The sequence below is a fragment of the Bacillus sp. FSL R9-9497 genome (assembly GCF_038005805.1).
GTDB lineage: Bacteria > Bacillota > Bacilli > Bacillales > Bacillaceae_G > Bacillus_A > Bacillus_A cereus.
In genome coordinates, this window is sequence record NZ_JBBOTY010000001.1 from 57,633 (window position 1) to 80,000 (window position 22,368).

A 22,368-nucleotide genomic window follows, 5' to 3' on the forward strand; every position below is an offset into this window, starting at 1 on the left:
CCACTTTGATCATCAGTAGAAAGTGAGGCAGCATTAGAATGAAAGCAACTGGAATCGTACGTCGAATTGATGATTTAGGCAGGGTCGTAATCCCGAAGGAAATTCGTAGAACTTTACGTATTCGAGAAGGAGACCCACTAGAAATATTTGTTGATCGCGATGGAGAGGTAATTTTAAAGAAGTATTCTCCAATTAGTGAGCTAGGTGATTTTGCAAAAGAATATGCTGATGCTTTATATGACAGCTTAGGACATAATGTGCTTGTGTGTGATCGAGATTCTATCATCGCAGTATCAGGCGTATCGAAAAAAGAATACTTAAATAAAAGTGTTGGCGATTTAATTGAAAAAACGATGGAAGAACGAAAGTCTGTTATTATGACGGATGAAAGTGATATTTCCATTATTGATGGTGTAACAGAAAAGGTTCATTCTTATACAGTTGGACCGATTGTTGCAAACGGAGATCCGATTGGAGCCGTCATTATTTTTTCAAAAGAAGCTATTATAAGCGAGATCGAGCATAAAGCGGTTAATACTGCTGCCAGTTTCTTAGCGAAACAAATGGAACAGTAAGGGTATATTGATTTTAGAAGTAGCAATCTTTCCTAATTATGATCTTTCTTTTTGAGAAATCAATTATTTGGAGATATATGTATATTGAATGAAGGTAGCACTTTGCTACCTTTTTTCGTTGAATATTTTTAACGTGTAGGAACTCATTATTACCCGTGTTGGGAAGGGAGTTTGTTCTTTTCTTTATGATATAATACGAGAGGTGAGAATAGAAAAGGAGTTTTCTTGTATGGAAGCGAAGAAGTATCAAGCCTTTTGGCGTGGGGCTATTATATTAACGATTGCAAGTTTCGTTACAAAAGTATTAAGCGCTTTTTACCGTATTCCATATCAAAATATAGCGGGGGATATTGGGTTTTATATTTACCAACAAATTTACCCGTTTTATGGATTTTGTTTAATTTTAGCTACTTATGGATTTCCTGTTATCATTTCGAAAATGGTTGCAGAACGACTAGAGCGGGGAAAACAAAAAGAAGCAGAAGAAATTATTTGTGTATCTTTTTGGTTCTTATTAGGAATTGGTTTTATAGGCTTCTTTACATTGTTTTTTGGGGCCGAAACAATTGCGGTAGCTATGGGCGATATACACTTAGATAAATTACTACGTGTTATTTCATTTTCATTCTTATTGATGCCATTTTTGTCTGTAGCAAGAGGGTATTTTCAAGGATTCAACAATATGATGCCAACGGCTGTTTCGCAAGTAATAGAACAAACAATTCGAGTTTCTATTATTGTATTTTTATCGCTATTCCTAATTGCTCACGGATTTGATTTATATACAGTTGGTGCAGGGGCTATGTTAGGCTCAATTGCGGGTGGACTTATTGGGATTATTGTACTTATATTGTATATGCGTCAAGATTTTCGTTCTATATTCTTCAAAAGTGCAGCGAGAATTAAGGGTAAAAGGAAGATAGTTAAAATCCTTTTTTGGCAGGGGTTAGCGATTTGTGTTAGTAATTTAGTGCTTATTTTTATACAGATGGCTGATTCAGTGTCCTTTTACAGCTTACTTATTGGTGCGGGAGAACAGGCTGAAAATGCAAAGGTATTAAAGGGTGTTTATGATAGAAGTATTCCGCTAATGCAATTAGGTACTGTTGTGACGACTTCTTTCTCGTTGTCACTTATTCCGATTATTACAGCGGCGAAGGAAAGAGGAGATCTTTCCTTTATTCAAGAAAAGGTAAAGTTAGCAGTGAAAATAACATGTGTTATTGGACTTGCAGCAGCTATTGGACTAACTTGTATTATTCAACCTACGAATATTATGTTGTTTGAAAACAGTGATGGATCAGATGTTTTATCTATTTTATCGTTATCTATTTTATTTAGTTCATTGTCAATTACGACAGCTTCTATTTTACAAGGATTGGGGCAAACGTTTAAGCCAGCATTATTTGTTGTATTTGGAGGTTGCTTAAAGTTAGCGTTAAATTATATATTCATGCCTTATTTTGGTGTGAAAGGTGCAGCCTTTGCGACTTTATGTGCGTTAATTATAATCTCTGGACTAAATACTTTGTTGCTTACGAGAGCTGTATCAGGGTCACTTATCAATAAGCGAAATATGTTAGGGATAGTAATTAGTGGTATCTGTATGGGATTTGTATTAATGATGTTCACACGTGTGTTACAGATGTCTGGATTAGTAATTGATACGGAACATAGAGGAAGCGCGACACTTGAAGCGTTGTTAGGTGTAGCCATTGGCGGATTGACATATATGTTTTTTATTTTGAAATTACGTGTATTTACAAAAAAAGAATTAGGAACCGTTATGAAACAAGAGAAAAAAGAAGGTTCATTGAAGAAGAGTGGATAGAGGTGACTGGTTGTGAGTGGAATCATTACTGTTTTAGGTTTAGGAGCTGGTGAATTAGATCAGCTAACGATGGGTGTATATCGAAAAATAAAAGAAGCAGACCATCTGTTTGTTAGAACGAAAGAACATCCAGTTATAGAAGAATTGGAGAAAGAAGGCGTACAATATACGTCTTTTGATGCTGTATATGAAGCACATGATACGTTTGAAATTGTATATGAAACAATTGCGAATAAATTGCTAGAACAAGCTGAAGGTACAGAAATTATCTATGCTGTTCCCGGGCATCCACTTGTAGCAGAAAGAACAGTTCAGCTACTGTTGGAAAAAGGAGAGGTTTCAAATGTTGAAGTGCGAATTGAGGGTGGACAAAGTTTCCTTGATCCTATGTTTGCAAGTCTAAAGATTGATCCGATTGAAGGATTCCAATTACTTGATGCTACATCATTTGAAAGAGGGCAATTAGAACTGCGTCAACATTTAATCTTTTGCCAAGTATATGATGCATTCGTTGCATCTGATGTGAAATTAACATTAATGGAGATGTTACCAGATGATTATGAAGTGTATATCGTAACAGCTGCAGGAACTTCATTTGAACAAGTAAAGAAGGTACCGTTGTACATGTTAGATCATGAAACGGAATTGAATAATTTAACGAGTGTGTACGTGCCGCCAGTTCAGGAGCGTGCGTCCTTGTATCAACAGTTTGATGTTCTTAGAGAAATTATTGCGGAACTTCGTGGTCCAAATGGTTGTCCGTGGGATAAAAAGCAAACACATCAATCATTAAAGAAATATTTAATTGAGGAAGCTTATGAAGTGTTGGAAGCAATCGATGAAGAGGATGATGATCACTTAGTAGAAGAATTAGGTGATATATTATTACAAGTTATGCTTCATGCTCAAATCGGAGAAGATGAAGGTTGGTTCTCTATAGATGATATCATTCGAACTCTATCTGAGAAAATGGTTCGTCGCCATCCGCATGTGTTTGGAAATACGGATGTAAACAACGCTGATGAAGTGATTGCAAATTGGGAAGAAATTAAAAAACAAGAAAAAGGATTCGTGAAAGAATCTGTTTTAAATGGCGTTCCCAAAAGTTTGCCGCAGTTACTACGCGCCTATGAAATCCAGAAGAAAGCTGGTAAGGTTGGATTTGATTGGGTTGATGTGCAACCGATGATAGAAAAAGCTTTGGAAGAATGGCAAGAGTTCCAACAAGAGGTTACAAATATGGATGAGAAAAAGATGCTAGGTGAGTTTGGTGATTTACTATTTGCATTTGTTAATATAGCTCGTCATTACAAAATAGATCCAGAAGAGGCGTTACGTTCAACTAATGAGAAATTTACTGGTCGTTTTTTATACATGGAGGCAAAAGTAGCTGAAATGAATAAAGAGATGAAAGATTTATCATTAGAACAGTTAGATGTTTTATGGGAAGAAGCGAAACAAACAGAGCGTTAATAGGGGGATTTGATATGCGTCTAGATAAGTTTTTAAAAGTATCACGTTTAATTAAAAGAAGAACATTAGCGAAAGAAGTAGCTGATCAAGGAAGAATATCTATTAATGGTCAAGTGGCAAAAGCGAGTTCTGATGTGAAAGTAGCTGATGAATTAACAATTCGTTTTGGTCAAAAAATAGTGACTGTGAAAATAAATGAATTAAAAGAAACAACTAAAAAAGAAGATGCAGCAAATATGTATAGCTTAGTTCGTGAAGAAAAAGTAAAAGCGGAAGAAGGCTTGTTCTAAAATCATTTATCCCCTCATACATTACTATTAGCTAGTAAAAACCTATGGGGGGATTTACGTGAATAATGGTTACTCACCTACGTCTTCTAATCAACAAAATGTTTCTGTAGAGCATGACATTATTATGCGTGGCAGGCGTATAATTGATATTACCGGTGTGAAGCAGGTAGAGAGTTTTGATAGCGAAGAGTTTTTACTAGAGACCGTAATGGGTTTTTTAACAATTCGTGGTCAAAATTTACAAATGAAAAATTTAGATGTGGAAAAAGGTATTGTGTCGATTAAAGGGAAAGTTAATGAGATGCTGTATATTGATGAAAATCAAGGGGAAAAAACTAAAGGTTTCTTTAGTAAGTTGTTTAAATGAGCTTAACAATTCAGTTGTATACAATGCTTTCAATGATTGGAATGGGTGCTTGGATTGGAGCGTCTTTAGATACATATCAACGTTTTTTAAAGCGCCAAGAACGTAAACGTTGGCTTGTATTTATACATGATATATTATTTTGGATTGTCCAAGCATTATCCGTCTTTTATGTATTGCTTCTCGTAAATGAAGCTGAGCTACGTATATATGTGTTTTTGGCATTATTATGTGGTTTTGCGGCATATCAAAGCTTACTGAAGGCACTATACATGAAGCTGTTAAATTTTCTCATCTATATTTTTATGCAAACAACATATTTTTTTGTTCGAATTATACAGCTACTCATGATAAAACCTGTTATTATTATAGCGCAGCTATTTATTGCATTTATATTATTCTTATTTCGTATACTGCTTTCAATTGGACATGTGTTATGGAAAATGGTGATTTGGATATTACTTTTCATATGGAAAGTTTTTTTCTGGCCTGTTCGATTTATTGCTTCGCTCATATGGAAACTTCTCCCTAATCGTGTTAAACTTTTTATAGTGAAACATATAGGGTTCCTGCAATATATAGCAAAATTGAAGGGACATATCTTCCAACTATGGGAGCATATAAAAAAGAAGTTAGGGGGACCTCGGAAATGAGGGAACTGAGACAAAGAACAATCGAAAAACAGAGTCCAAATCCTGTTAAAGAGCATATAATACAAACGGATGAGAACAGGAAGCGACTTTATCGCCGTTTAGCGGTTTTTCTTGTCTTTACTTTTACAATTATTGCGAGTATTAGTGTAACGTTTTATCAACAAAACAGTTCCATTAAAGCAAAAGAAGCAAAAGTTAAGGACATGAAAAAAGAACTGGATTCATTAACGAATAAAGAAAAAAGTCTAAAAGACGAAGTTCAAAAGTTAAATGATGAAGAGTACGTATTAAAGATTGCTAGAAGGGATTATTTCTTCTCTGGTAAAGGGGAGATAATTTTTCCTGTTTCTAAGTAGAGTATGTCTTATTGACACTATATTTTAGGATTATATATAATAAAGTAAAATTTGACTTTTTAACCACTAAGGAGGAGCATTTTTTTTATGTCAATCGAGGTAGGCAGCAAGTTACAGGGTAAAGTAACAGGTATTACAAATTTTGGGGCTTTTGTGGAGCTGCCAGAGGGCTTAACGGGTCTTGTTCATATTAGTGAAGTTGCTGATAACTATGTAAAAGATATTAACGATCACTTAAAAGTGGGCGACCAAGTAGAAGTAAAAGTTATTAATGTTGAAAAAGATGGAAAGATTGGTTTATCTATCAAAAAAGCGAAAGAACGTGAAAAAACAGAAGGAGATCGTCCACGCGGTGAATACCAACGCGGTGGTGATCAACAACGTTCTGGACGTCCACAACGTAATAATCGCTCTTTCAACAGAGATAATCGCGGTGGCGGTAACGACCGAGCTCCGAAAGAAACATTTGAGCAAAAGATGGCACGCTTCTTAAAAGATAGCGAAGATCGTTTAACTTCTTTAAAGCGTAACACAGAGTCTAAACGTGGTGGCCGTGGCGCGCGTCGCGGATAATAAGGACGTTTAGTTTTTAACATATAGAGAGGTACCCAGAGTGATGGCTCAGGGTGCTTTTTTATATGTTAAAAATATTTTTAAAAAAGTTTTTGAGATGTGTTGACTTTAATTAGTATCTGATGTAAGATACTAATTGTCCGTTAAATAAGACGACATGGCGGTGTAGCTCAGCTGGCTAGAGCGTACGGTTCATACCCGTGAGGTCGGGGGTTCGATCCCCTCCGCCGCTATATTTAATTTAACGGCCCGTTGGTCAAGTGGTTAAGACACCGCCCTTTCACGGCGGTAACACGGGTTCGAATCCCGTACGGGTCATCTAAAAAGATCATGCAAATTTGCATGATCTTTTTTTGTTAAATAAATTAAGATATACAACACTTCTACAAAATCACCCTATATTTTCTGAATATTTAATTAAAATCTCAAAAATAACTTACATACCGTGTATATCTGTAGAGTTATTTCGAATAAAAAGTCGAACGATTATAAAAGTGAAAACTGTTGTTTTGACAAAAAAACCAACAATCATCTTTTATAATGACAGTAATTAAACTATGCAGGTGGTGTTAAAAATATGCCTAAAGCAGGAAGGAATACTATGAATACAAGTGCATTGGCAATGAATGAGAGTCAGCTTGGAGGAATAAAGTGGACGAGTAAGTTGCGAATGAAATTTGAGCAAGTTTTCTTTAGATGGGGATTTATTATTGTTGTTATTGGTTTTCTTTTGGGACGAGCATATATATTAACAAATATTTTACCGTTTGCACTCCCATTTTTTGCTGCTGTTTATGTTATGAAGCGGGATAAGATGCCGCTAGCATTTTTAGCTCTAATGGGAGGAGCTCTTTCGGTATCGATAGATAATTTGTTTTTTACCTTTGCATCTATCTTTACCTTCTTCATTTATAATATCTTCTTTAGTCGATTTACACGTAAAACTGTTGGACTTGTTCCATTTCAAGTATTTATCTCCGCATTAACCGCACACTTAGTTGTTGTATATTTTGCGCAACAAACTGTCACCATGTACGATTTACTCGTTAGTACCATTGAGGCTGGGCTTAGTTTCGTATTAACTATGATATTTTTACAAAGCGTCCCGCTTTTAGTGGAAAGGAAAGGAAAACAACAGGCATTAGAGACGGAAGAAATTGTTTGTTTGATTATATTACTAGCATCTGTTTTAACGGGTACAACAGATTGGTTTGTATATGATGCTTCTATTCAACATATTTTTACAAGGTATTTAGTGCTAGTATTTGCATTTATTGCGGGTGCTGCCACAGGATCCACAGTAGGGGTTGTAACAGGACTAATATTAAGTTTAGCAAATGTGTCTAGCTTGTCTCAGCTTAGCCTTCTTGCTTTCTCTGGATTGCTTGGTGGATTGTTAAAAGAAGGGAAGCGTTTAGGTGTTAGTTTAGGTTTATTAATTGGGACAAGCTTAATTACATTATATGTGGACAAACAGACAAATATTGTAACAACTTTAATTGAGTCAGGTGTAGCGATTGTTATCTTCTTATTAACACCGAAGCTTGTTTTGGATCGTATTGCTAAATTTATGCCAGGTACACAAGAGCATTCGCAAGATCAACAACAGTATTTAAGAAGGATGCGTGATGTTACAGCAAATAAAATCAACCAATTTGCAAATGTATTTGCTGCTTTATCTAATAGCTTTTCTGTATATGGGTATGTAGAGGAAGAAGATAAAGAGACAGAAGCAGATTTGTTTTTGAGTACAATTACTGCGAAAACATGTCAAACATGCTTTAAAAAGGATCAATGCTGGGTAGTGAATTTTGATAAAACGTACGATTATATGAAACAAATAATGAATGAAACGGAAGAAGGAACCCTGCAACATAATCGTAAATTAGTTCGTGAGTGGGACAAGCATTGTGTGAGAGGGAAAAAAGTGACGGATTTAGTAGCGGGTGAATTAGATCACTTCTATGAGGGACAAAAATTACGAAAACAAATGAAGGAAAATCGTAGAATAGTAGCGGAGCAATTATTAGGTGTATCAAAGGTTATGGAGGATTTTGCTAAGGAGATACAACGAGAGCGTGAAAATCATCAAGTGCAGGAAGAACAGATTATGCAAGCATTCCGTGATTTTGGTGTCGAAGTAGAGCATGTTGATATTTATTGTTTAGATAGAGGAAGTATTGATATTGAAATGTTAATTCCAGTTGCATCTAATGAACATGGTGAATGTGAAAAGTTAGTTGCACCGATGCTTTCGGATATCCTTAAAGAAAATATTGTCGTTAAACATGAAGAAAAGTCTTCTTATCCAAATGGCCATAGTTTAATATCATTTGGTTCGGCGAAGACGTATTCTCTTGATACAGGATTGGCTACAGCTGCAAAAGGCGGTGGATTTGTTTCGGGTGACTCTTATGCGATGATGGATTTAAGTGTTGGTAAATATGCACTTGCAATTAGTGATGGTATGGGGAATGGGCAAAGGGCTCATATGGAAAGTAAGGAAACGGTGAAATTATTACAAAAAATACTCCAATCGGGCATTGATGAAGAAATAGCAATTAAGTCTATCAATTCAATTCTTTCTTTGAGAACGACAGAAGAGATGTTTACGACGTTAGATTTAGCTATGGTAGATTTGCGGGATGCGAGTGCAAGGTTTTTAAAGATTGGATCGACGCCGAGTTTTGTTAAACGCGCAAATAATATTTTGAAAATTGAAGCAAGTAATTTGCCGATGGGAATCATTGAAGATGTTGAAGTTGATGTGGTGGGTGAACAATTAAAAACGGGCGATATTCTTATTATGATGAGCGATGGGATTTTTGAAGGAGCACAGCACGTGGAGAATCATGAATTGTGGATGAAACGAAAAATTAAAGAATTGCAAACCGAAGACCCGCAAGAAATTGCTGATATCATTATGGAAGAAGTGATTCGCTCTTGTGATGGTTATATAAATGATGATATGACTATTGTAGTGGCAAAAGTGAAGAAAAATATGCCGAAGTGGGCTACGATTCCGATTGTAGGAATGCAGGCGCAGTAAAATGTAAGTGGAATGTTTATCTATAATTTGATTTTAAAAACCTAGGTGAATACCTAGGTTTTTTTGTGGAAAAAGGTAATGTTATTAATTTTGTGAATATACACGGAGGATGTAAGATAAAAATGTAATTTTTGTATATCTTTTTTTTGCACAATGTTTGTAAAAGTTGTACCATTGTAGACAAGGCAACTAACGTTGCTGTTCTTGTTTAATGAAAGGTGATTACGAAGTTGAAAGATACATTTGTTGAAAAAGTAGATGACTTTGTAAAGCAGCATGATGTATTAAAGAATGATTCAACAATTGTTGTGGGAGTTTCTGGTGGTCCTGACTCGTTAGCGCTTTTATATTATTTATTAGAAAAAAGAGTGGAAAAACAGTTGGAAATTGTAGTAGCTCATGTGGATCATATGTTTAGAGGTGATGAATCTCATGAGGATTTACGGTTTGTGCAGGGCCTTTGTGAAGAACTGGGAATTATTTGTGAAACGATAAGGATTAATGTATCACAATATCAACAGCAATACGGAATGAATGCACAGGTTGCTGCTAGAGAATGCAGATATGCATTTTTGGAAAGAATAATGAAGAAATATGATGCAAGATATGTTGCTCTTGGACATCATGGAGATGATCAAGTCGAGACAATTTTAATGCGTCTTGTAAGAGGGAGTACTCCGAAAGGATATGCAGGAATTGCAGTGAAGCGTCCTTTTCATAATGGGTATTTAATTAGGCCGTTACTTGGGGTAACGAAGGAAGAAATTGTTGATTACTGTAATAAGCTAAATTTAATGCCACGTATAGATCCGAGTAATAAAAAGGAAGTATATACAAGGAATCGATTACGTAAATATGTCCTTCCTCATTTGAAAGAAGAAAATCCACAAGTGCATGAGAAATTCCAAAAATTTAGCGTGCAGATGCAAGAGGATGAGGCTTATTTGCAGGAATTAGCTTTTGAAAAAATGAATAAAGTAATTACAAAAAAAAGTGATAAACAAATTAGCTTATCAATTCCTGCCTTTGAATCCATGTCTATGCCTTTACAAAGAAGAGGGATTCAACTAATATTAAACTATCTTTATGAATATAAGATTCCATCTTCTCTTTCTTCCATACATATTGACAAGGTGATTGAGTTTTTTAAGCGGACACAACCTTCAGGTTCACTTGATTTTCCAGGTGATTTGAAAATTGTTCGTACATACGAGGAGTGTAGCTTTAGATTTAAACAAGAAATTGTTTCTCCTTTTTTACAAGATTTATCAGTACCCGGGACCATTACGCTATTGAACGGGGATGAATTTGTAACAGAGGTGAGCGAAGATATACCAAGTAACATGAATGAAACAGTATTTGTTGCTAAGTATAATGATATATCATATCCACTTCGTATTCGTTCTAGGGAAAATGGAGATCGCATGTCAATACAAGGTATGAATGGCACGAAAAAGATAAAAGCTATTTTTATCGAAGCAAAAGTACCGAAAGAAAAAAGAGAAGAATGGCCGGTCGTTTGTGATGCAAGTGGGACCATTATTTGGGTACCCTTGTTGAAGCGATCTGCATTTGCAATTTCGAAAGAGATGGCAAAGAAGGATAAATATATGATTATTCACTACAAAAGCAAGGAGTCTTCCGGGAGGATAATGAAATGATGAATCAAGATATCGAAAAAGTATTAATTTCTGAAGAGCAAATACAAGAAAAGGTGCGCGAACTAGGTGCAATTGTTGCAGAGGATTATAAAAACACAGTACCTCTTGCAATTGGTGTATTAAAAGGCGCAATGCCATTCATGGCAGATTTATTAAAGAGAACAGATACATATCTTGAAATGGATTTTATGGCTGTATCTAGTTACGGTCACTCTACAGTTTCAACAGGCGAAGTGAAAATTTTAAAAGATCTTGATACTTCTGTAGAAGGTCGCGATATTTTAATCGTCGAAGATATTATTGATAGTGGTCTTACACTAAGCTACTTAGTAGACTTATTCAAATATCGTAAAGCGAAGTCTGTAAAAATTGTTACATTATTAGATAAGCCAACAGGCCGTAAGGTTGATCTGAAAGCGGATTATGTTGGATTTACTGTTCCACATGAATTTGTAGTAGGATATGGATTAGATTATAAAGAGCAGTACCGTAATCTTCCTTATGTAGGCGTATTAAAACCAAGCGTTTACTCAAATTAATTAAATATAGGCTTCACAATTGTATAGGAAAGTTTTTCTATGTTACGATTTACTATAGTGTTTATGCCGTGAGAGGAGGTTAGGAATGAATCGTATCTTCCGTAATACCATCTTTTATTTACTGATATTCTTAGTAGTAATTGGAATCGTGAGCTATTTTAATGGTTCGACACAAAAAACGACATCAGTTAGCTACGACAAATTCATTACTAAACTAGAAAGCGGTGAAGTGCGTAATGTGCAACTTCAACCGAAAAATGGTGTATTTGAGGTAAAAGGACAATTTAATAACTCTAGCCAAGGAGAACAATTTGTTACTTATGCACCAAATACTGAGGAATTACAAAAGAAAATTAATGATAAAGCGAAAGGTGCCGAAGTTAAGTATCAACCAGCAGAAGAAACAAGTGCTTGGGTAACATTCTTTACTTCAATCATTCCATTTGTCATCATCTTCATTTTATTCTTCTTCTTATTAAACCAAGCTCAAGGCGGCGGTAGCCGTGTTATGAACTTCGGGAAAAGTAAGGCGAAGTTATATAATGATGAAAAGAAAAAAGTTCGTTTCAGAGATGTTGCTGGTGCGGATGAAGAGAAACAAGAACTTGTTGAGGTAGTTGAATTCTTGAAAGACCCTCGTAAGTTCTCTGAAGTTGGTGCTCGTATTCCAAAGGGTGTCCTATTAGTTGGACCTCCAGGTACAGGTAAAACTTTATTAGCACGTGCTGTTGCAGGTGAGGCTGGCGTTCCATTCTTCTCTATCAGTGGTTCTGACTTCGTAGAGATGTTTGTCGGTGTCGGTGCATCACGTGTACGTGATTTATTTGAAAATGCAAAGAAAAATGCTCCTTGTATCATTTTCATTGATGAAATTGATGCAGTAGGGCGTCAACGTGGCGCAGGTCTTGGTGGTGGCCATGATGAGCGTGAGCAAACGTTGAACCAATTACTTGTTGAAATGGATGGATTCGGTGCAAACGAAGGTATTATTATCATCGCTGCGACAAACCGTCCTGATATTCTTGATCCAGCATTATTACGTCCAGGTCGTTTTGACCGTCAAATTACAGTAGATCGTCCAGATGTAAATGGCCGTGAAGCTGTACTGAAGGTGCATGCTCGTAATAAACCGCTTGATGAGAATATCAACTTAAGAGCAATTGCAACTCGTACGCCAGGATTCTCTGGTGCTGATCTTGAAAACTTATTAAACGAAGCTGCTTTAGTAGCTGCGCGTCAAGATAAGAAGAAAATTGATATGAGTGACATTGATGAAGCAACGGATCGCGTTATTGCAGGTCCGGCTAAGAAAAGTCGTGTTATCTCTGAAAAAGAACGTAATATCGTTGCTTTCCATGAAGCGGGTCATACTGTAATTGGTGTTGTTCTTGATGAAGCTGATGTCGTTCATAAAGTAACAATTGTCCCTCGTGGTCAAGCTGGTGGATATGCAGTAATGCTTCCGAAAGAAGATCGTTACTTCATGACAAAGCCAGAGTTACTTGATAAAATCACTGGTTTACTTGGTGGTCGAGTAGCTGAGGAGATTGTATTTGGTGAAGTGAGTACAGGTGCTCACAACGACTTCCAACGTGCGACGGGCATTGCGAGACGTATGGTTACAGAATTCGGTATGAGTGATAAGCTTGGACCAATGCAATTTGGTAGTTCGCAAGGTGGTCAAGTGTTCTTAGGAAGAGACTTCCATTCAGAGCAAAACTACAGTGATGCAATTGCACACGATATCGATGTAGAAATGCAAACGATTATGAAAGAATGTTATGCTCGTGCAAAAGACATTCTTACTGAAAATCGTGATAAGCTAGATCTTATTGCAAAAACGTTACTTGAAGTAGAAACGTTAGATGCTGAGCAAATCAATCATTTATGTGATTACGGCAGATTGCCAGAACGTCCAACATCTTCAGATGATGTGAAAGTAAACATCAACATGAAGAAAGACGATGAAGATAAAGAAGATAAGTAAGAAACGAAGGAGTGACTATCGTCACTCCTTTTTTGTTTGTTAAAACCTTTATTAATTACTATTGAGAACTTAGTGGATAAAGTAATTTAAGTAAAACTAGTATTAAAAATTGAAATAGAGAGCGATCTTTTTGTAAAATGATGAGGATAGGAAAGCTGATTATATAAGTATGTGTGATATGATGTTTTTATAAGTTTTATACATACTGCACAAATATAGATTAAATAAGATAAGTGGTGAGAATATGATTTTTGTATTGGATGTAGGGAACACAAATGCTGTACTAGGTGTGTTTGAAGAGGGGGAACTTCGTCAGCATTGGCGCATGGAAACAGATCGTCATAAGACAGAAGATGAATATGGAATGCTTGTAAAGCAATTGCTTGAGCATGAAGGTCTTTCGTTTGAAGATGTGAAAGGTATTATTGTGTCTTCAGTCGTACCACCAATTATGTTTGCTTTAGAGCGCATGTGTGAAAAATATTTTAAAATTAAACCGCTTGTAGTAGGGCCTGGGATAAAAACAGGGCTAAATATTAAATATGAAAATCCGCGTGAAGTAGGCGCAGACCGAATTGTAAATGCAGTAGCAGGAATCCACTTATATGGAAGTCCGCTTATTATTGTTGATTTTGGTACGGCTACTACATATTGTTATATTAACGAAGAAAAGCATTATATGGGTGGAGTTATTACGCCAGGAATTATGATTTCAGCAGAGGCTTTATATAGCAGAGCAGCAAAACTTCCTCGTATCGAAATTACAAAACCAAGCAGTGTAGTTGGGAAAAATACAGTAAGTGCGATGCAATCGGGTATTCTTTATGGTTATGTTGGACAAGTGGAAGGTATTGTTAAGCGTATGAAAGAAGAAGCTAGACAAGAACCTAAAGTTATTGCAACAGGTGGATTAGCAAAATTAATTTCCGAAGAATCGAATGTAATTGATATTGTAGATCCATTTTTAACGTTAAAAGGTTTGTACATGTTATATGAACGTAATGCAAATTTACAGCATGAGAAAGGTGAATAAATACGTATGAAAGATTATTTAGTAAAAGCGTTAGCGTTTGATGGAGAAGTGCGTGCGTATAGTGTACGTACAACAAATACAGTAAGTGAGGCGCAAAGACGTCATGATACATGGAGAACAGCTTCAGCGGCACTAGGGCGTTCTTTAACTGCGGGTACAATGATGGGCGCAATGTTAAAAGGTGAGCAAAAGTTAACGATTAAGGTAGAAGGTAACGGTCCGATTGGTCCTATCTTAGTAGATGCTCATGCAAATGGAGATGTACGTGGTTATGTAACGAATCCGCATGTTGATTTTGAAGGAACAGAACAAGGGAAGTTACGTGTATATCAAGCGGTAGGTACAGAGGGGTTTGTAACTGTAATTAAAGATATTGGAATGCGTGAGCCGTTTATTGGTCAATCTCCAATCGTTTCAGGAGAATTAGGAGAAGACTTTACGTATTATTTTGCAGTTTCTGAACAAACGCCTTCTTCTGTAGGTGTTGGTGTTCTTGTAAATGGAGATGATAGCATATTAGCGGCAGGTGGATTTATCCTTCAAATTATGCCGGGTGCGCAAGATGAAACGATTTCATTTATTGAAGACCGTTTACAAAAAATTCCCCCTGTATCAACGTTGATTGAACAAGGCCTTTCTCCGGAAGAGCTACTATATGCAGTTCTTGGAGAAGATAAAGTAAAAGTATTAGAAACGATGGATGTTCAATTTAATTGCACATGCTCACGCGAGCGTATTGAGAGTGTATTAATTAGTTTAGGTAAAACAGAGTTAGAGCAAGTTCGTGAAGAAGAGGAAGAGACAGAAGTGCACTGTCATTTCTGTAATGAACGATACACGTTCTCTAAAGAAGATATTACAAATTTAATCGAGAATTTGTAATAAGGGAATTAAGAGGAGCAATCCTCCAAATGAATTGACAAACAGGGAATTTTCTGACAAAATCTAAATATAGATAAAACCAATAAAAATACTCGGTGTTAGGAGTGACAGGAATGCGAGTGGCACAATCAGTTTCAGAATTAATCGGGAAAACGCCGATCGTCAAGTTGAACCGCATCGTAGAATCAGACAGCGCAGATATATACTTAAAATTAGAATTTATGAATCCGGGGAGTAGCGTTAAAGATCGTATCGCATTAGCTATGATTGAAGATGCTGAAAAAAATGGATTATTAAAAGAAGGCGATACAATCATTGAGCCGACAAGTGGTAACACAGGAATTGGTTTAGCGATGGTAGCGGCTGCTAAAGGATATAATGCAATCTTAGTAATGCCAGAAACAATGAGTATTGAGCGTCGTAATTTATTACGTGCTTACGGTGCGGAATTAGTATTGACTCCAGGGCCTGAAGGAATGGGTGGAGCAATTCGTAAAGCGACTGAATTAGCAAAAGAGCATGGCTACTTTATACCACAACAGTTCAAAAACCAATCGAATCCAGAAATTCACCGTTTAACAACAGGTCCAGAAATTATTGAACAAATGGGCGACCAATTAGATGCGTTTATTGCAGGTATTGGTACAGGTGGAACGATTACTGGTGCGGGTGAAGTACTGAAGGAAGCGTATAAAGATATTAAAATTTATGCAGTAGAACCTGCAGATTCACCAGTATTATCTGGTGGGAAACCAGGTCCACATAAAATCCAAGGAATTGGGGCGGGATTTATTCCGGAGACGTTGGATGTAGAAGTATATGATGAAATTATTCAAGTGAAAACAGAGCAAGCATTTGAATATGCGAGAAGAGTGGCTAAAGAGGAAGGTATTTTAGTTGGTATCTCTTCAGGTGCAGTTATTTATGCAGCAACAGAAGTTGCGAAAAAGTTAGGTAAAGGGAAAAAGGTACTTGTTATTATCCCGAGTAACGGTGAACGTTATTTAAGTACACCACTTTATCAATTTGAATCATAATTAAACGCGATTGAAAAAGCATCCTTGAAAAAGGGTGCTTTTTCTTTTGGGATTGGAAATAGGAAAAGAGTGAATGACTAGAAAACTTCATGTAAAATAAGAGGTAGTATAATTAAATTATTTTCACTAGCCTTCGAGTATAATCAATCTCTATATAAATAACTTATGTAGTTTGAGCTGGTTAATCTAAGAGGGTGGGATAAAAGAAGACGGGGTGTTGATATGCAACGAAGAAAATCTTTAGCGCTTTCTATTCCATATCAGTTAGATTTCTTTAAGCAATATAAATTTCTTTCTCAGGGTAAATCGCAACATATTTTGTTAGAAAGCGGCCGTGGCGGTCGTTATAACATTGTAGGGCTGAACCCAGTAGCGGTAATCCGAGGGAAGGATGAAACGTTACATATAAGTGAAAGTGGTAAGGAAACAATAAAACGGGGGAATCCGTTAGATTTAATGCAAGAATATATGGAACAATGGAAGACGGACTATAACCCAGAGTATCCGCCTTTTCAAGGTGGTGCAATTGGCTATTTCAGTTATGACTGTATCCGTTATATTGAAAAGCTACCTTCTCTTGCGGAAGATGATATTAATATACCTGACATCTTCTTTTTATTATTTGATGACGTATTTGTCTATGATCAAAAAGAAAAAGTGTTATGGGTTATTACGCATTATGTAGATAAATATGAAGAGGCAAAAGAACGGCTAAATGAGTGGAAGAGTCTTTGGATGACAGAAGCGCCTGAAGTGACCGTGCCCTTTGAAAGTCCTGAAAAGAAAAGTGAAGCAGTTGCTTTTACTGAAGCCAGCTTTATGAAGGCAGTTGAATGTATTCAAGAATATATTGGGGCGGGTGATGTGTTCCAAGTAAACTTGTCGACGAGACAAGAAAGAACGTTACAGACACACCCACTAGAAATTTATACAAGTCTTCGTGAAATTAATCCATCTCCATATATGGGTTACCTGGAGCTTGGGGATTTTCAAATTGTTAGTGGATCGCCAGAGTTGTTAATTAAGAAACAAGGAACTGAAGTAAGTACAAGACCAATTGCTGGAACGAGATCTAGAGGCGCGGATGAGCAAGAGGATGAAGAATTAGCAAGAGAATTAATTGAGAACGAAAAAGAAAGAGCAGAGCATGTAATGCTTGTGGATTTAGAAAGAAATGATTTAGGACGTGTTTGTAAATATGGCACTGTAGAAGTAGATGAATTTATGGTGATTGAGAAATACTCACATGTTATGCATATTGTTTCTAATGTACGTGGTGAGGTGGAAGAAGATAAAGATGCTTTTGATTTAGTGAAGGCTGTATTCCCTGGGGGAACAATTACTGGTGCCCCGAAAATACGTACGATGGAAATTGTTGAGGAATTAGAACCTGTTCGGAGAGGGATTTATACAGGTTCAATCGGTTGGATTGGTTATTCTGGAGATACAGAATTGAATATTGTAATTAGAACACTTCTTGCTAAAGATGGAAAAGCTCATGTGCAAGCAGGGGCGGGAATTGTAATTGATTCAAATCCAGAAAATGAATATAAAGAGTCGTTAAAAAAGGCGATTGCTTTATGGCGTGCAAAAGAACGTAGCGAAGAAACGGTTAGGTGAGAGAAATGATATTAATGATTGATAATTATGATTCTTTTACATTTAATTTAGTGCAGTTTCTTGGAGAACTTGGACAAGAGCTCGTTGTTAAACGTAACGATGAAGTGACCATTTCAGATATTGAGAATATGAAACCAGATTTTCTAATGATTTCTCCAGGTCCATGTAGTCCTAATGAAGCGGGGATTAGTATGGAAGTTATTAAATACTTTGCTGGAAAGATTCCGATTTTTGGAGTTTGTCTTGGGCATCAATCCATTGCACAAGTGTTTGGTGGAGAGGTTGTCCGTGCAGAACGATTAATGCATGGGAAAACGTCGCTTATGCATCATGATGGAAAGACGATTTTTTCGGATATTCCTAATCCGTTTACTGCGACGCGCTATCATTCCCTTATTGTTAAGAAAGAGACGTTACCCGATTGCTTAGAGGTAACATCTTGGACAGAGGAAGGAGAAATTATGGCACTTCGTCATAAGACATTGCCGATAGAGGGTGTGCAATTCCATCCGGAATCTATTATGACTTCTCATGGGAAAGAGTTGTTACAGAATTTCATTCGTAAATACAGTCCAAGTGCAACATTATGTTAATTTACGTAAATGGTCAGTATGTAGAAGCAAGTGAAGCGAAAATTTCTCCTTATGATCATGGTTATTTATATGGTCTTGGAGTTTTTGAAACGTTTCGTATTTATAATGGTCATCCTTTCTTATTGGATGATCATTATGACCGTTTAATAGAAGCGCTGGATACATTGCAAATTAAATGGACAATGACAAAAAATGACGTGATGCTTATTTTAAAAAATTTACTCGCTAAGAATGAATTGGAGCATGCATATGTACGTTTTAATGTATCAGCGGGTATAGATGAAATAGGATTACAAACGGAAATGTATGAAGAGCCTTCGGTTATTGTTTTTATAAAACCTTTAACAGCTCCAGGAGATGTAGTGGAAAAAGAAGGTGTTATTCTAAAACAAGTGCGAAATACACCGGAAGGAACATTTCGCCTGAAGTCTCATCATTATTTAAATAATATTTTAGGGAAGCGTGAAATTGGAAATGTTGTGAGTAAGGAAGGTATTTTTCTTACTGAAGCAGGTTATGTTGCAGAGGGTATTGTTTCCAATCTATTTTTTGTGAAAGGTGATGTTTTATATACACCTTCGTTAGAGACAGGGATTTTAAATGGTATCACTCGTGCGTTTATTATAAAGAGTGCTGAAGAATTAAATATAGAAGTAAAGGAAGGTTTCTTTACAAAAGATGAGCTACTTTCAGCGGATGAAGTCTTCGTAACAAACTCCATTCAAGAAATTGTTCCGCTTTATCGTATAGAAGCGCAGGATTTCCCGGGTAAAGTAGGAGTGGTTACAAAAAGTTTAATGTACCTTTATGGAATGCAAAGAGAGAAATTATGGAGCAGAAATGAATTACGAAGAGGAGATGTGTAGTTTGAAGTGGGATTATGATTTACGCTGCGGCGAATATACATTGAATTTAAATGAAAAGACATTAATTATGGGGATTTTAAATGTAACACCAGATTCGTTTTCTGATGGTGGGAGTTACAACGAGGTAGATGCTGCGGTACGTCACGCAAAAAAAATGCAAGGTGAAGGTGCTCATATTATTGATATTGGTGGCGAATCTACTCGCCCAGGTTTTGCTAAAGTATCAGTAGAAGAAGAAATAAAGCGAGTTGTCCCGATGATTCAAGCAGTTTCAAAAGAAGTAAAGTTGCCTATATCTATCGATACATATAAAGCTGAAGTTGCAAAGCAAGCAATTGAGGCTGGTGCTCATATTATTAATGATATTTGGGGAGCGAAGGCGGAGCCGAAAATTGCTGAAGTCGCAGCTCATTACGATGTACCTATCATTTTAATGCATAACCGCGATAACATGAATTATCGTAATTTAATGGCGGATATGATTGCTGATTTGTATGACAGTATTAAAATTGCTAAAAATGCTGGTGTGCGAGATGAGAATATTATTTTAGATCCAGGTATCGGTTTTGCTAAAACACCTGAGCAGAACTTAGAGGCGATGCGTAATTTAGAACAGTTAAATGTGCTAGGTTATCCGGTTCTCTTAGGTACTTCGAGAAAGTCCTTTATTGGGCACGTATTAGATTTGCCAGTAGAGGAACGCCTTGAGGGAACGGGAGCTACTGTTTGTCTTGGTATTGAAAAGGGCTGTGAGTTTGTTCGTGTCCATGATGTGAAAGAAATGGCGCGTATGGCTAAAATGATGGATGCGATGATTGGTAAGGAGGTAAGGTAATTGGATAAAATTTATATCCATGATATGGAGTTTTATGGTTATCATGGCGTGTTCCCAGAGGAGAATAAATTAGGTCAGAGATTTAAAGTTGACTTAACGGTGGAGTTGGATTTAAAGCGTGCAGGGGAAAGTGATGACTTAGAGCATTCGGTCAATTATGGAGAGCTTTTCGAATTATGTAGAAAAGTTGTTGAGGATAGAAAGTATAAGCTTGTGGAGAGTATCGCTGAAAATATTGCTGCAGATATATTAAAACAATATGAAAGTATTTCGCGCTGTACAATTAAGGTAATTAAGCCGGATCCACCGATACCGGGTCATTATCGTGCTGTAGCAGTAGAAATTACGAGAGAACGTCCATGAACAATATAGCTTACATTGCATTAGGGTCAAATATTGGAGAGCGTTATACGTATCTAACCGAAGCGATTCAGTTTTTAAATAAAAATCCTTATATTCAGGTTGATGATATTTCATCTGTATATGAAACTGAGCCAGTTGGCTATACTGACCAAAGTTGCTTTTTAAATTTAGTTATAAAAATTTCTACCAATTTATCACCACAAGAATTATTGAAAGTAACACAAAAAGTAGAAAATGACCTAGGAAGAAAAAGGGAAATTAGGTGGGGGCCGAGGACTATCGACCTTGACATTTTACTTTATAATCAAGAGAATATTGAAGCAGAGAATCTTATTGTTCCGCATCCGCGGATGTTTGAAAGAGCTTTTGTTATCGTTCCGTTGTTAGAAATTAATCAAGACATAAAACAAAACATTTCATGTTCACAAGTAGAAGAAATGAAAAGGCGAGAGGGAGTAACGGTATGGAAGCAGAAAAATGGGGAAGACGCATTCGTGCTTTTCGAAAGCTAAAAGGTTACACACAAGAAGGTTTTGCTAAAGCACTAGGGGTATCTGTATCTGTTTTAGGTGAGGTTGAGAGAGGGAATAGATCGCCTTCTCAAGATTTTGTAGTAGAAGTTGCTAAGGCATTAAATGTTTCGATAGAGGAATTAATGCCAAAGTGATTGTACAGGAAGGAGTAGATTGATTGTTAAAGATTGCAAATATCGAGATGAAAAATCCGGTTGTACTAGCACCGATGGCGGGAGTGTGTAACTCTGCATTCCGTTTAACAGTAAAAGAATTTGGTGCCGGCTTAGTTTGTGCTGAAATGGTAAGTGATAAGGCAATATTACTTAATAATAAAAGAACATTAGATATGTTATATATCGACGAGAGAGAAAAGCCATTAAGTTTACAAATTTTTGGTGGAGAGAAAGAAACTCTTGTAGATGCTGCGAAATATGTAGATAAATATACGACAGCAGACATAATTGATATTAATATGGGTTGTCCAGTGCCGAAAATCGTTAAATGTGATGCTGGGGCAAGGTGGCTTTTAGACCCGAATAAAATATATGAAATGGTAGCAGCGGTTGTAGATGCTGTTGAAAAGCCGGTTACAGTTAAAATGCGTATCGGTTGGGATGAAGAACATATTTTCGCAATAGAAAATGCTAGGGCTGTTGAGCGTGCTGGTGGCCAAGCTGTGGCGGTTCACGGACGTACACGAGTGCAAATGTATGAAGGAAAAGCGGATTGGGATATTATTAAACAAGTAAAACAAGCTGTAAATATCCCGGTTATCGGAAATGGTGATGTCGCAACGCCGCAAGATGCAAAGCGTATGCTTGATGAAATTGGTGTAGATGGTGTTATGATTGGTCGTGCTGCTCTTGGAGATCCGTGGATGATTTATCGTACGGTAAAGTATTTGGAGACAGGTGAATTAATGCCGGAACCAACAGTGCGCGAGAAAATTGATGTATGTATGTTGCATCTAGATCGTCTTATCAACTTAAAGAATGAAAGTGTCGCTGTAAGAGAGATGAGAAAACATGCAGCTTGGTATTTAAAAGGTGTTCGTGGTAATGCGAGTGTACGTAATGGTATTAATGCTTGTAACACACGGGAAGACCTTGCGAATGTGTTAGGTACATTTGTAGAAGAAGTGGAAGCGAAACAACAAACAATTTACGTTGGTTAATAATGGACATAGGAGATTGACATTCTTCTATACACTTCCTATAATTACGTGAAAGAAAGAAGAGCTGCCAGTTAGTTGCTGGCAGTTTTTCTAGTTGAG

The 22,368-nt window shown here is 36.6% G+C and carries 23 protein-coding genes and 2 tRNA genes; all 25 read left to right on the forward strand.

Annotation, left to right across the window (positions count from 1 at the left end; genetic code table 11):
• Nucleotides 1-38 precede the first annotated feature (38 nt).
• The 25 genes from spoVT to dusB all read left to right on the forward strand — a co-directional run bounded on the left by spoVT (nucleotide 39) and on the right by dusB (nucleotide 22,269).
• Nucleotides 39-575, forward strand: coding sequence for a stage V sporulation protein T (spoVT, locus tag MKY21_RS00305; protein ID WP_000648302.1), 537 nt, complete (start codon nucleotides 39-41; stop codon nucleotides 573-575).
• A 229-nt stretch (nucleotides 576-804) separates the two neighbouring features.
• The gene (locus MKY21_RS00310) at nucleotides 805-2,406 is read left to right on the forward strand and encodes a putative polysaccharide biosynthesis protein (RefSeq protein ID WP_000387590.1); all 1,602 of its coding nucleotides are present in this window, start codon (nucleotides 805-807) and stop codon (nucleotides 2,404-2,406) included.
• Nucleotides 2,407-2,418: 12 nt separating this feature from the next.
• The gene (mazG, locus tag MKY21_RS00315; RefSeq protein ID WP_000014279.1) at nucleotides 2,419-3,879 is read left to right on the forward strand and encodes a nucleoside triphosphate pyrophosphohydrolase; all 1,461 of its coding nucleotides are present in this window, start codon (nucleotides 2,419-2,421) and stop codon (nucleotides 3,877-3,879) included.
• Nucleotides 3,880-3,893: 14 nt separating this feature from the next.
• Nucleotides 3,894-4,169 carry an RNA-binding S4 domain-containing protein gene (locus MKY21_RS00320; protein WP_001234876.1) on the forward strand — a complete coding sequence of 92 codons (276 nt, stop codon included), beginning with the start codon at nucleotides 3,894-3,896 and terminating at the stop codon, nucleotides 4,167-4,169.
• A 58-nt stretch (nucleotides 4,170-4,227) separates the two neighbouring features.
• Nucleotides 4,228-4,536: a sporulation protein YabP gene (gene yabP / locus MKY21_RS00325; protein WP_001059104.1), complete on the forward strand. Its 309-nt coding sequence runs from the start codon at nucleotides 4,228-4,230 to the stop codon at nucleotides 4,534-4,536.
• Nucleotides 4,533-5,186, forward strand: a complete 654-nt coding sequence (yabQ, locus tag MKY21_RS00330) for a spore cortex biosynthesis protein YabQ (protein ID WP_000059777.1) — start codon at nucleotides 4,533-4,535, stop codon at nucleotides 5,184-5,186. The genes yabP and yabQ overlap by 4 nt, the downstream gene beginning before the upstream one ends.
• Complete coding sequence (divIC, locus tag MKY21_RS00335) at nucleotides 5,183-5,542, forward strand: cell division protein DivIC (RefSeq protein WP_001208739.1); 360 nt, start codon at nucleotides 5,183-5,185, stop codon at nucleotides 5,540-5,542. Before yabQ ends, divIC begins: the two co-directional genes overlap by 4 nt.
• Nucleotides 5,543-5,629: 87 nt before the next feature.
• Nucleotides 5,630-6,115, forward strand: a complete 486-nt coding sequence (locus MKY21_RS00340) for a S1 domain-containing RNA-binding protein (protein ID WP_000021451.1) — start codon at nucleotides 5,630-5,632, stop codon at nucleotides 6,113-6,115.
• 159 nt (nucleotides 6,116-6,274) lie between these two features.
• A tRNA-Met gene (locus MKY21_RS00345) sits at nucleotides 6,275-6,348 on the forward strand.
• Nucleotides 6,349-6,361: 13 nt separating this feature from the next.
• Nucleotides 6,362-6,433 (forward strand) — tRNA-Glu (locus MKY21_RS00350).
• A gap of 259 nt (nucleotides 6,434-6,692) precedes the next feature.
• Nucleotides 6,693-9,164: a stage II sporulation protein E gene (gene spoIIE / locus MKY21_RS00355; protein ID WP_001123552.1), complete on the forward strand. Its 2,472-nt coding sequence runs from the start codon at nucleotides 6,693-6,695 to the stop codon at nucleotides 9,162-9,164.
• 230 nt (nucleotides 9,165-9,394) lie between these two features.
• Nucleotides 9,395-10,825, forward strand: a complete 1,431-nt coding sequence (tilS, locus tag MKY21_RS00360) for a tRNA lysidine(34) synthetase TilS (RefSeq protein ID WP_341075245.1) — start codon at nucleotides 9,395-9,397, stop codon at nucleotides 10,823-10,825.
• Entirely contained in the window at nucleotides 10,822-11,364 is a 543-nt protein-coding gene (gene hpt, locus MKY21_RS00365; RefSeq protein WP_000981844.1) for a hypoxanthine phosphoribosyltransferase, read from the forward strand. Before tilS ends, hpt begins: the two co-directional genes overlap by 4 nt.
• 85 nt (nucleotides 11,365-11,449) lie before the next feature.
• Nucleotides 11,450-13,351 carry an ATP-dependent zinc metalloprotease FtsH gene (gene ftsH, locus MKY21_RS00370; protein WP_001079672.1) on the forward strand — a complete coding sequence of 634 codons (1,902 nt, stop codon included), beginning with the start codon at nucleotides 11,450-11,452 and terminating at the stop codon, nucleotides 13,349-13,351.
• A gap of 244 nt (nucleotides 13,352-13,595) precedes the next feature.
• Nucleotides 13,596-14,384 carry a type III pantothenate kinase gene (locus tag MKY21_RS00375; protein ID WP_000578368.1) on the forward strand — a complete coding sequence of 263 codons (789 nt, stop codon included), beginning with the start codon at nucleotides 13,596-13,598 and terminating at the stop codon, nucleotides 14,382-14,384.
• Nucleotides 14,385-14,390: 6 nt separating this feature from the next.
• Nucleotides 14,391-15,266: a redox-regulated molecular chaperone HslO gene (gene hslO / locus MKY21_RS00380; protein ID WP_341075247.1), complete on the forward strand. Its 876-nt coding sequence runs from the start codon at nucleotides 14,391-14,393 to the stop codon at nucleotides 15,264-15,266.
• A 113-nt stretch (nucleotides 15,267-15,379) separates the two neighbouring features.
• The gene (gene cysK, locus MKY21_RS00385) at nucleotides 15,380-16,303 is read left to right on the forward strand and encodes a cysteine synthase A (RefSeq protein ID WP_001261718.1); all 924 of its coding nucleotides are present in this window, start codon (nucleotides 15,380-15,382) and stop codon (nucleotides 16,301-16,303) included.
• A gap of 222 nt (nucleotides 16,304-16,525) precedes the next feature.
• Nucleotides 16,526-17,923: an aminodeoxychorismate synthase component I gene (pabB, locus tag MKY21_RS00390; RefSeq protein ID WP_061663947.1), complete on the forward strand. Its 1,398-nt coding sequence runs from the start codon at nucleotides 16,526-16,528 to the stop codon at nucleotides 17,921-17,923.
• Between the two features lie 5 nt (nucleotides 17,924-17,928).
• Nucleotides 17,929-18,516 carry an aminodeoxychorismate/anthranilate synthase component II gene (gene pabA / locus MKY21_RS00395; protein ID WP_000602297.1) on the forward strand — a complete coding sequence of 196 codons (588 nt, stop codon included), beginning with the start codon at nucleotides 17,929-17,931 and terminating at the stop codon, nucleotides 18,514-18,516.
• Nucleotides 18,510-19,382, forward strand: coding sequence for an aminodeoxychorismate lyase (pabC, locus tag MKY21_RS00400; protein WP_000909876.1), 873 nt, complete (start codon nucleotides 18,510-18,512; stop codon nucleotides 19,380-19,382). The genes pabA and pabC overlap by 7 nt, the downstream gene beginning before the upstream one ends.
• Entirely contained in the window at nucleotides 19,357-20,217 is an 861-nt protein-coding gene (gene folP, locus MKY21_RS00405; protein WP_033682753.1) for a dihydropteroate synthase, read from the forward strand. The genes pabC and folP overlap by 26 nt, the downstream gene beginning before the upstream one ends.
• Complete coding sequence (gene folB, locus MKY21_RS00410; protein WP_000358062.1) at nucleotides 20,218-20,580, forward strand: dihydroneopterin aldolase; 363 nt, start codon at nucleotides 20,218-20,220, stop codon at nucleotides 20,578-20,580.
• On the forward strand, nucleotides 20,577-21,092 hold the full coding sequence (gene folK / locus MKY21_RS00415) for a 2-amino-4-hydroxy-6-hydroxymethyldihydropteridine diphosphokinase (RefSeq protein ID WP_001059447.1): 516 nt from the start codon (nucleotides 20,577-20,579) through the stop codon (nucleotides 21,090-21,092). The genes folB and folK overlap by 4 nt, the downstream gene beginning before the upstream one ends.
• On the forward strand, nucleotides 21,044-21,247 hold the full coding sequence (locus tag MKY21_RS00420) for a helix-turn-helix domain-containing protein (protein WP_000387024.1): 204 nt from the start codon (nucleotides 21,044-21,046) through the stop codon (nucleotides 21,245-21,247). Before folK ends, MKY21_RS00420 begins: the two co-directional genes overlap by 49 nt.
• Before the next feature lie 23 nt (nucleotides 21,248-21,270).
• A complete protein-coding gene (gene dusB / locus MKY21_RS00425) occupies nucleotides 21,271-22,269 on the forward strand; it encodes a tRNA dihydrouridine synthase DusB (RefSeq protein WP_000912248.1) in 999 nt (332 codons plus the stop codon).
• Nucleotides 22,270-22,368 lie beyond the last annotated feature (99 nt).

Bases quoted from the DNA above. Each gene is read 5' to 3' on its own strand.
- MKY21_RS00420 (WP_000387024.1), top strand. From the start codon at position 21,044: ATGGAAGCAGAAAAATGGGGAAGACGCATTCGTGCTTTTCGAAAGCTA.
- cysK (WP_001261718.1), top strand. From the start codon at position 15,380: ATGCGAGTGGCACAATCAGTTTCAGAATTAATCGGGAAAACGCCGATC.
- divIC (WP_001208739.1), top strand. From the start codon at position 5,183: ATGAGGGAACTGAGACAAAGAACAATCGAAAAACAGAGTCCAAATCCT.
- MKY21_RS00310 (WP_000387590.1), top strand. From the start codon at position 805: ATGGAAGCGAAGAAGTATCAAGCCTTTTGGCGTGGGGCTATTATATTA.
- MKY21_RS00375 (WP_000578368.1), top strand. From the start codon at position 13,596: ATGATTTTTGTATTGGATGTAGGGAACACAAATGCTGTACTAGGTGTG.
- MKY21_RS00340 (WP_000021451.1), top strand. From the start codon at position 5,630: ATGTCAATCGAGGTAGGCAGCAAGTTACAGGGTAAAGTAACAGGTATT.
- pabC (WP_000909876.1), top strand. From the start codon at position 18,510: ATGTTAATTTACGTAAATGGTCAGTATGTAGAAGCAAGTGAAGCGAAA.
- spoVT (WP_000648302.1), top strand. From the start codon at position 39: ATGAAAGCAACTGGAATCGTACGTCGAATTGATGATTTAGGCAGGGTC.
- pabB (WP_061663947.1), top strand. From the start codon at position 16,526: ATGCAACGAAGAAAATCTTTAGCGCTTTCTATTCCATATCAGTTAGAT.
- folP (WP_033682753.1), top strand. From the start codon at position 19,357: ATGAATTACGAAGAGGAGATGTGTAGTTTGAAGTGGGATTATGATTTA.
- hslO (WP_341075247.1), top strand. From the start codon at position 14,391: ATGAAAGATTATTTAGTAAAAGCGTTAGCGTTTGATGGAGAAGTGCGT.
- hpt (WP_000981844.1), top strand. From the start codon at position 10,822: ATGATGAATCAAGATATCGAAAAAGTATTAATTTCTGAAGAGCAAATA.
- folK (WP_001059447.1), top strand. From the start codon at position 20,577: ATGAACAATATAGCTTACATTGCATTAGGGTCAAATATTGGAGAGCGT.
- spoIIE (WP_001123552.1), top strand. From the start codon at position 6,693: ATGCCTAAAGCAGGAAGGAATACTATGAATACAAGTGCATTGGCAATG.
- ftsH (WP_001079672.1), top strand. From the start codon at position 11,450: ATGAATCGTATCTTCCGTAATACCATCTTTTATTTACTGATATTCTTA.
- pabA (WP_000602297.1), top strand. From the start codon at position 17,929: ATGATATTAATGATTGATAATTATGATTCTTTTACATTTAATTTAGTG.
- yabQ (WP_000059777.1), top strand. From the start codon at position 4,533: ATGAGCTTAACAATTCAGTTGTATACAATGCTTTCAATGATTGGAATG.
- MKY21_RS00320 (WP_001234876.1), top strand. From the start codon at position 3,894: ATGCGTCTAGATAAGTTTTTAAAAGTATCACGTTTAATTAAAAGAAGA.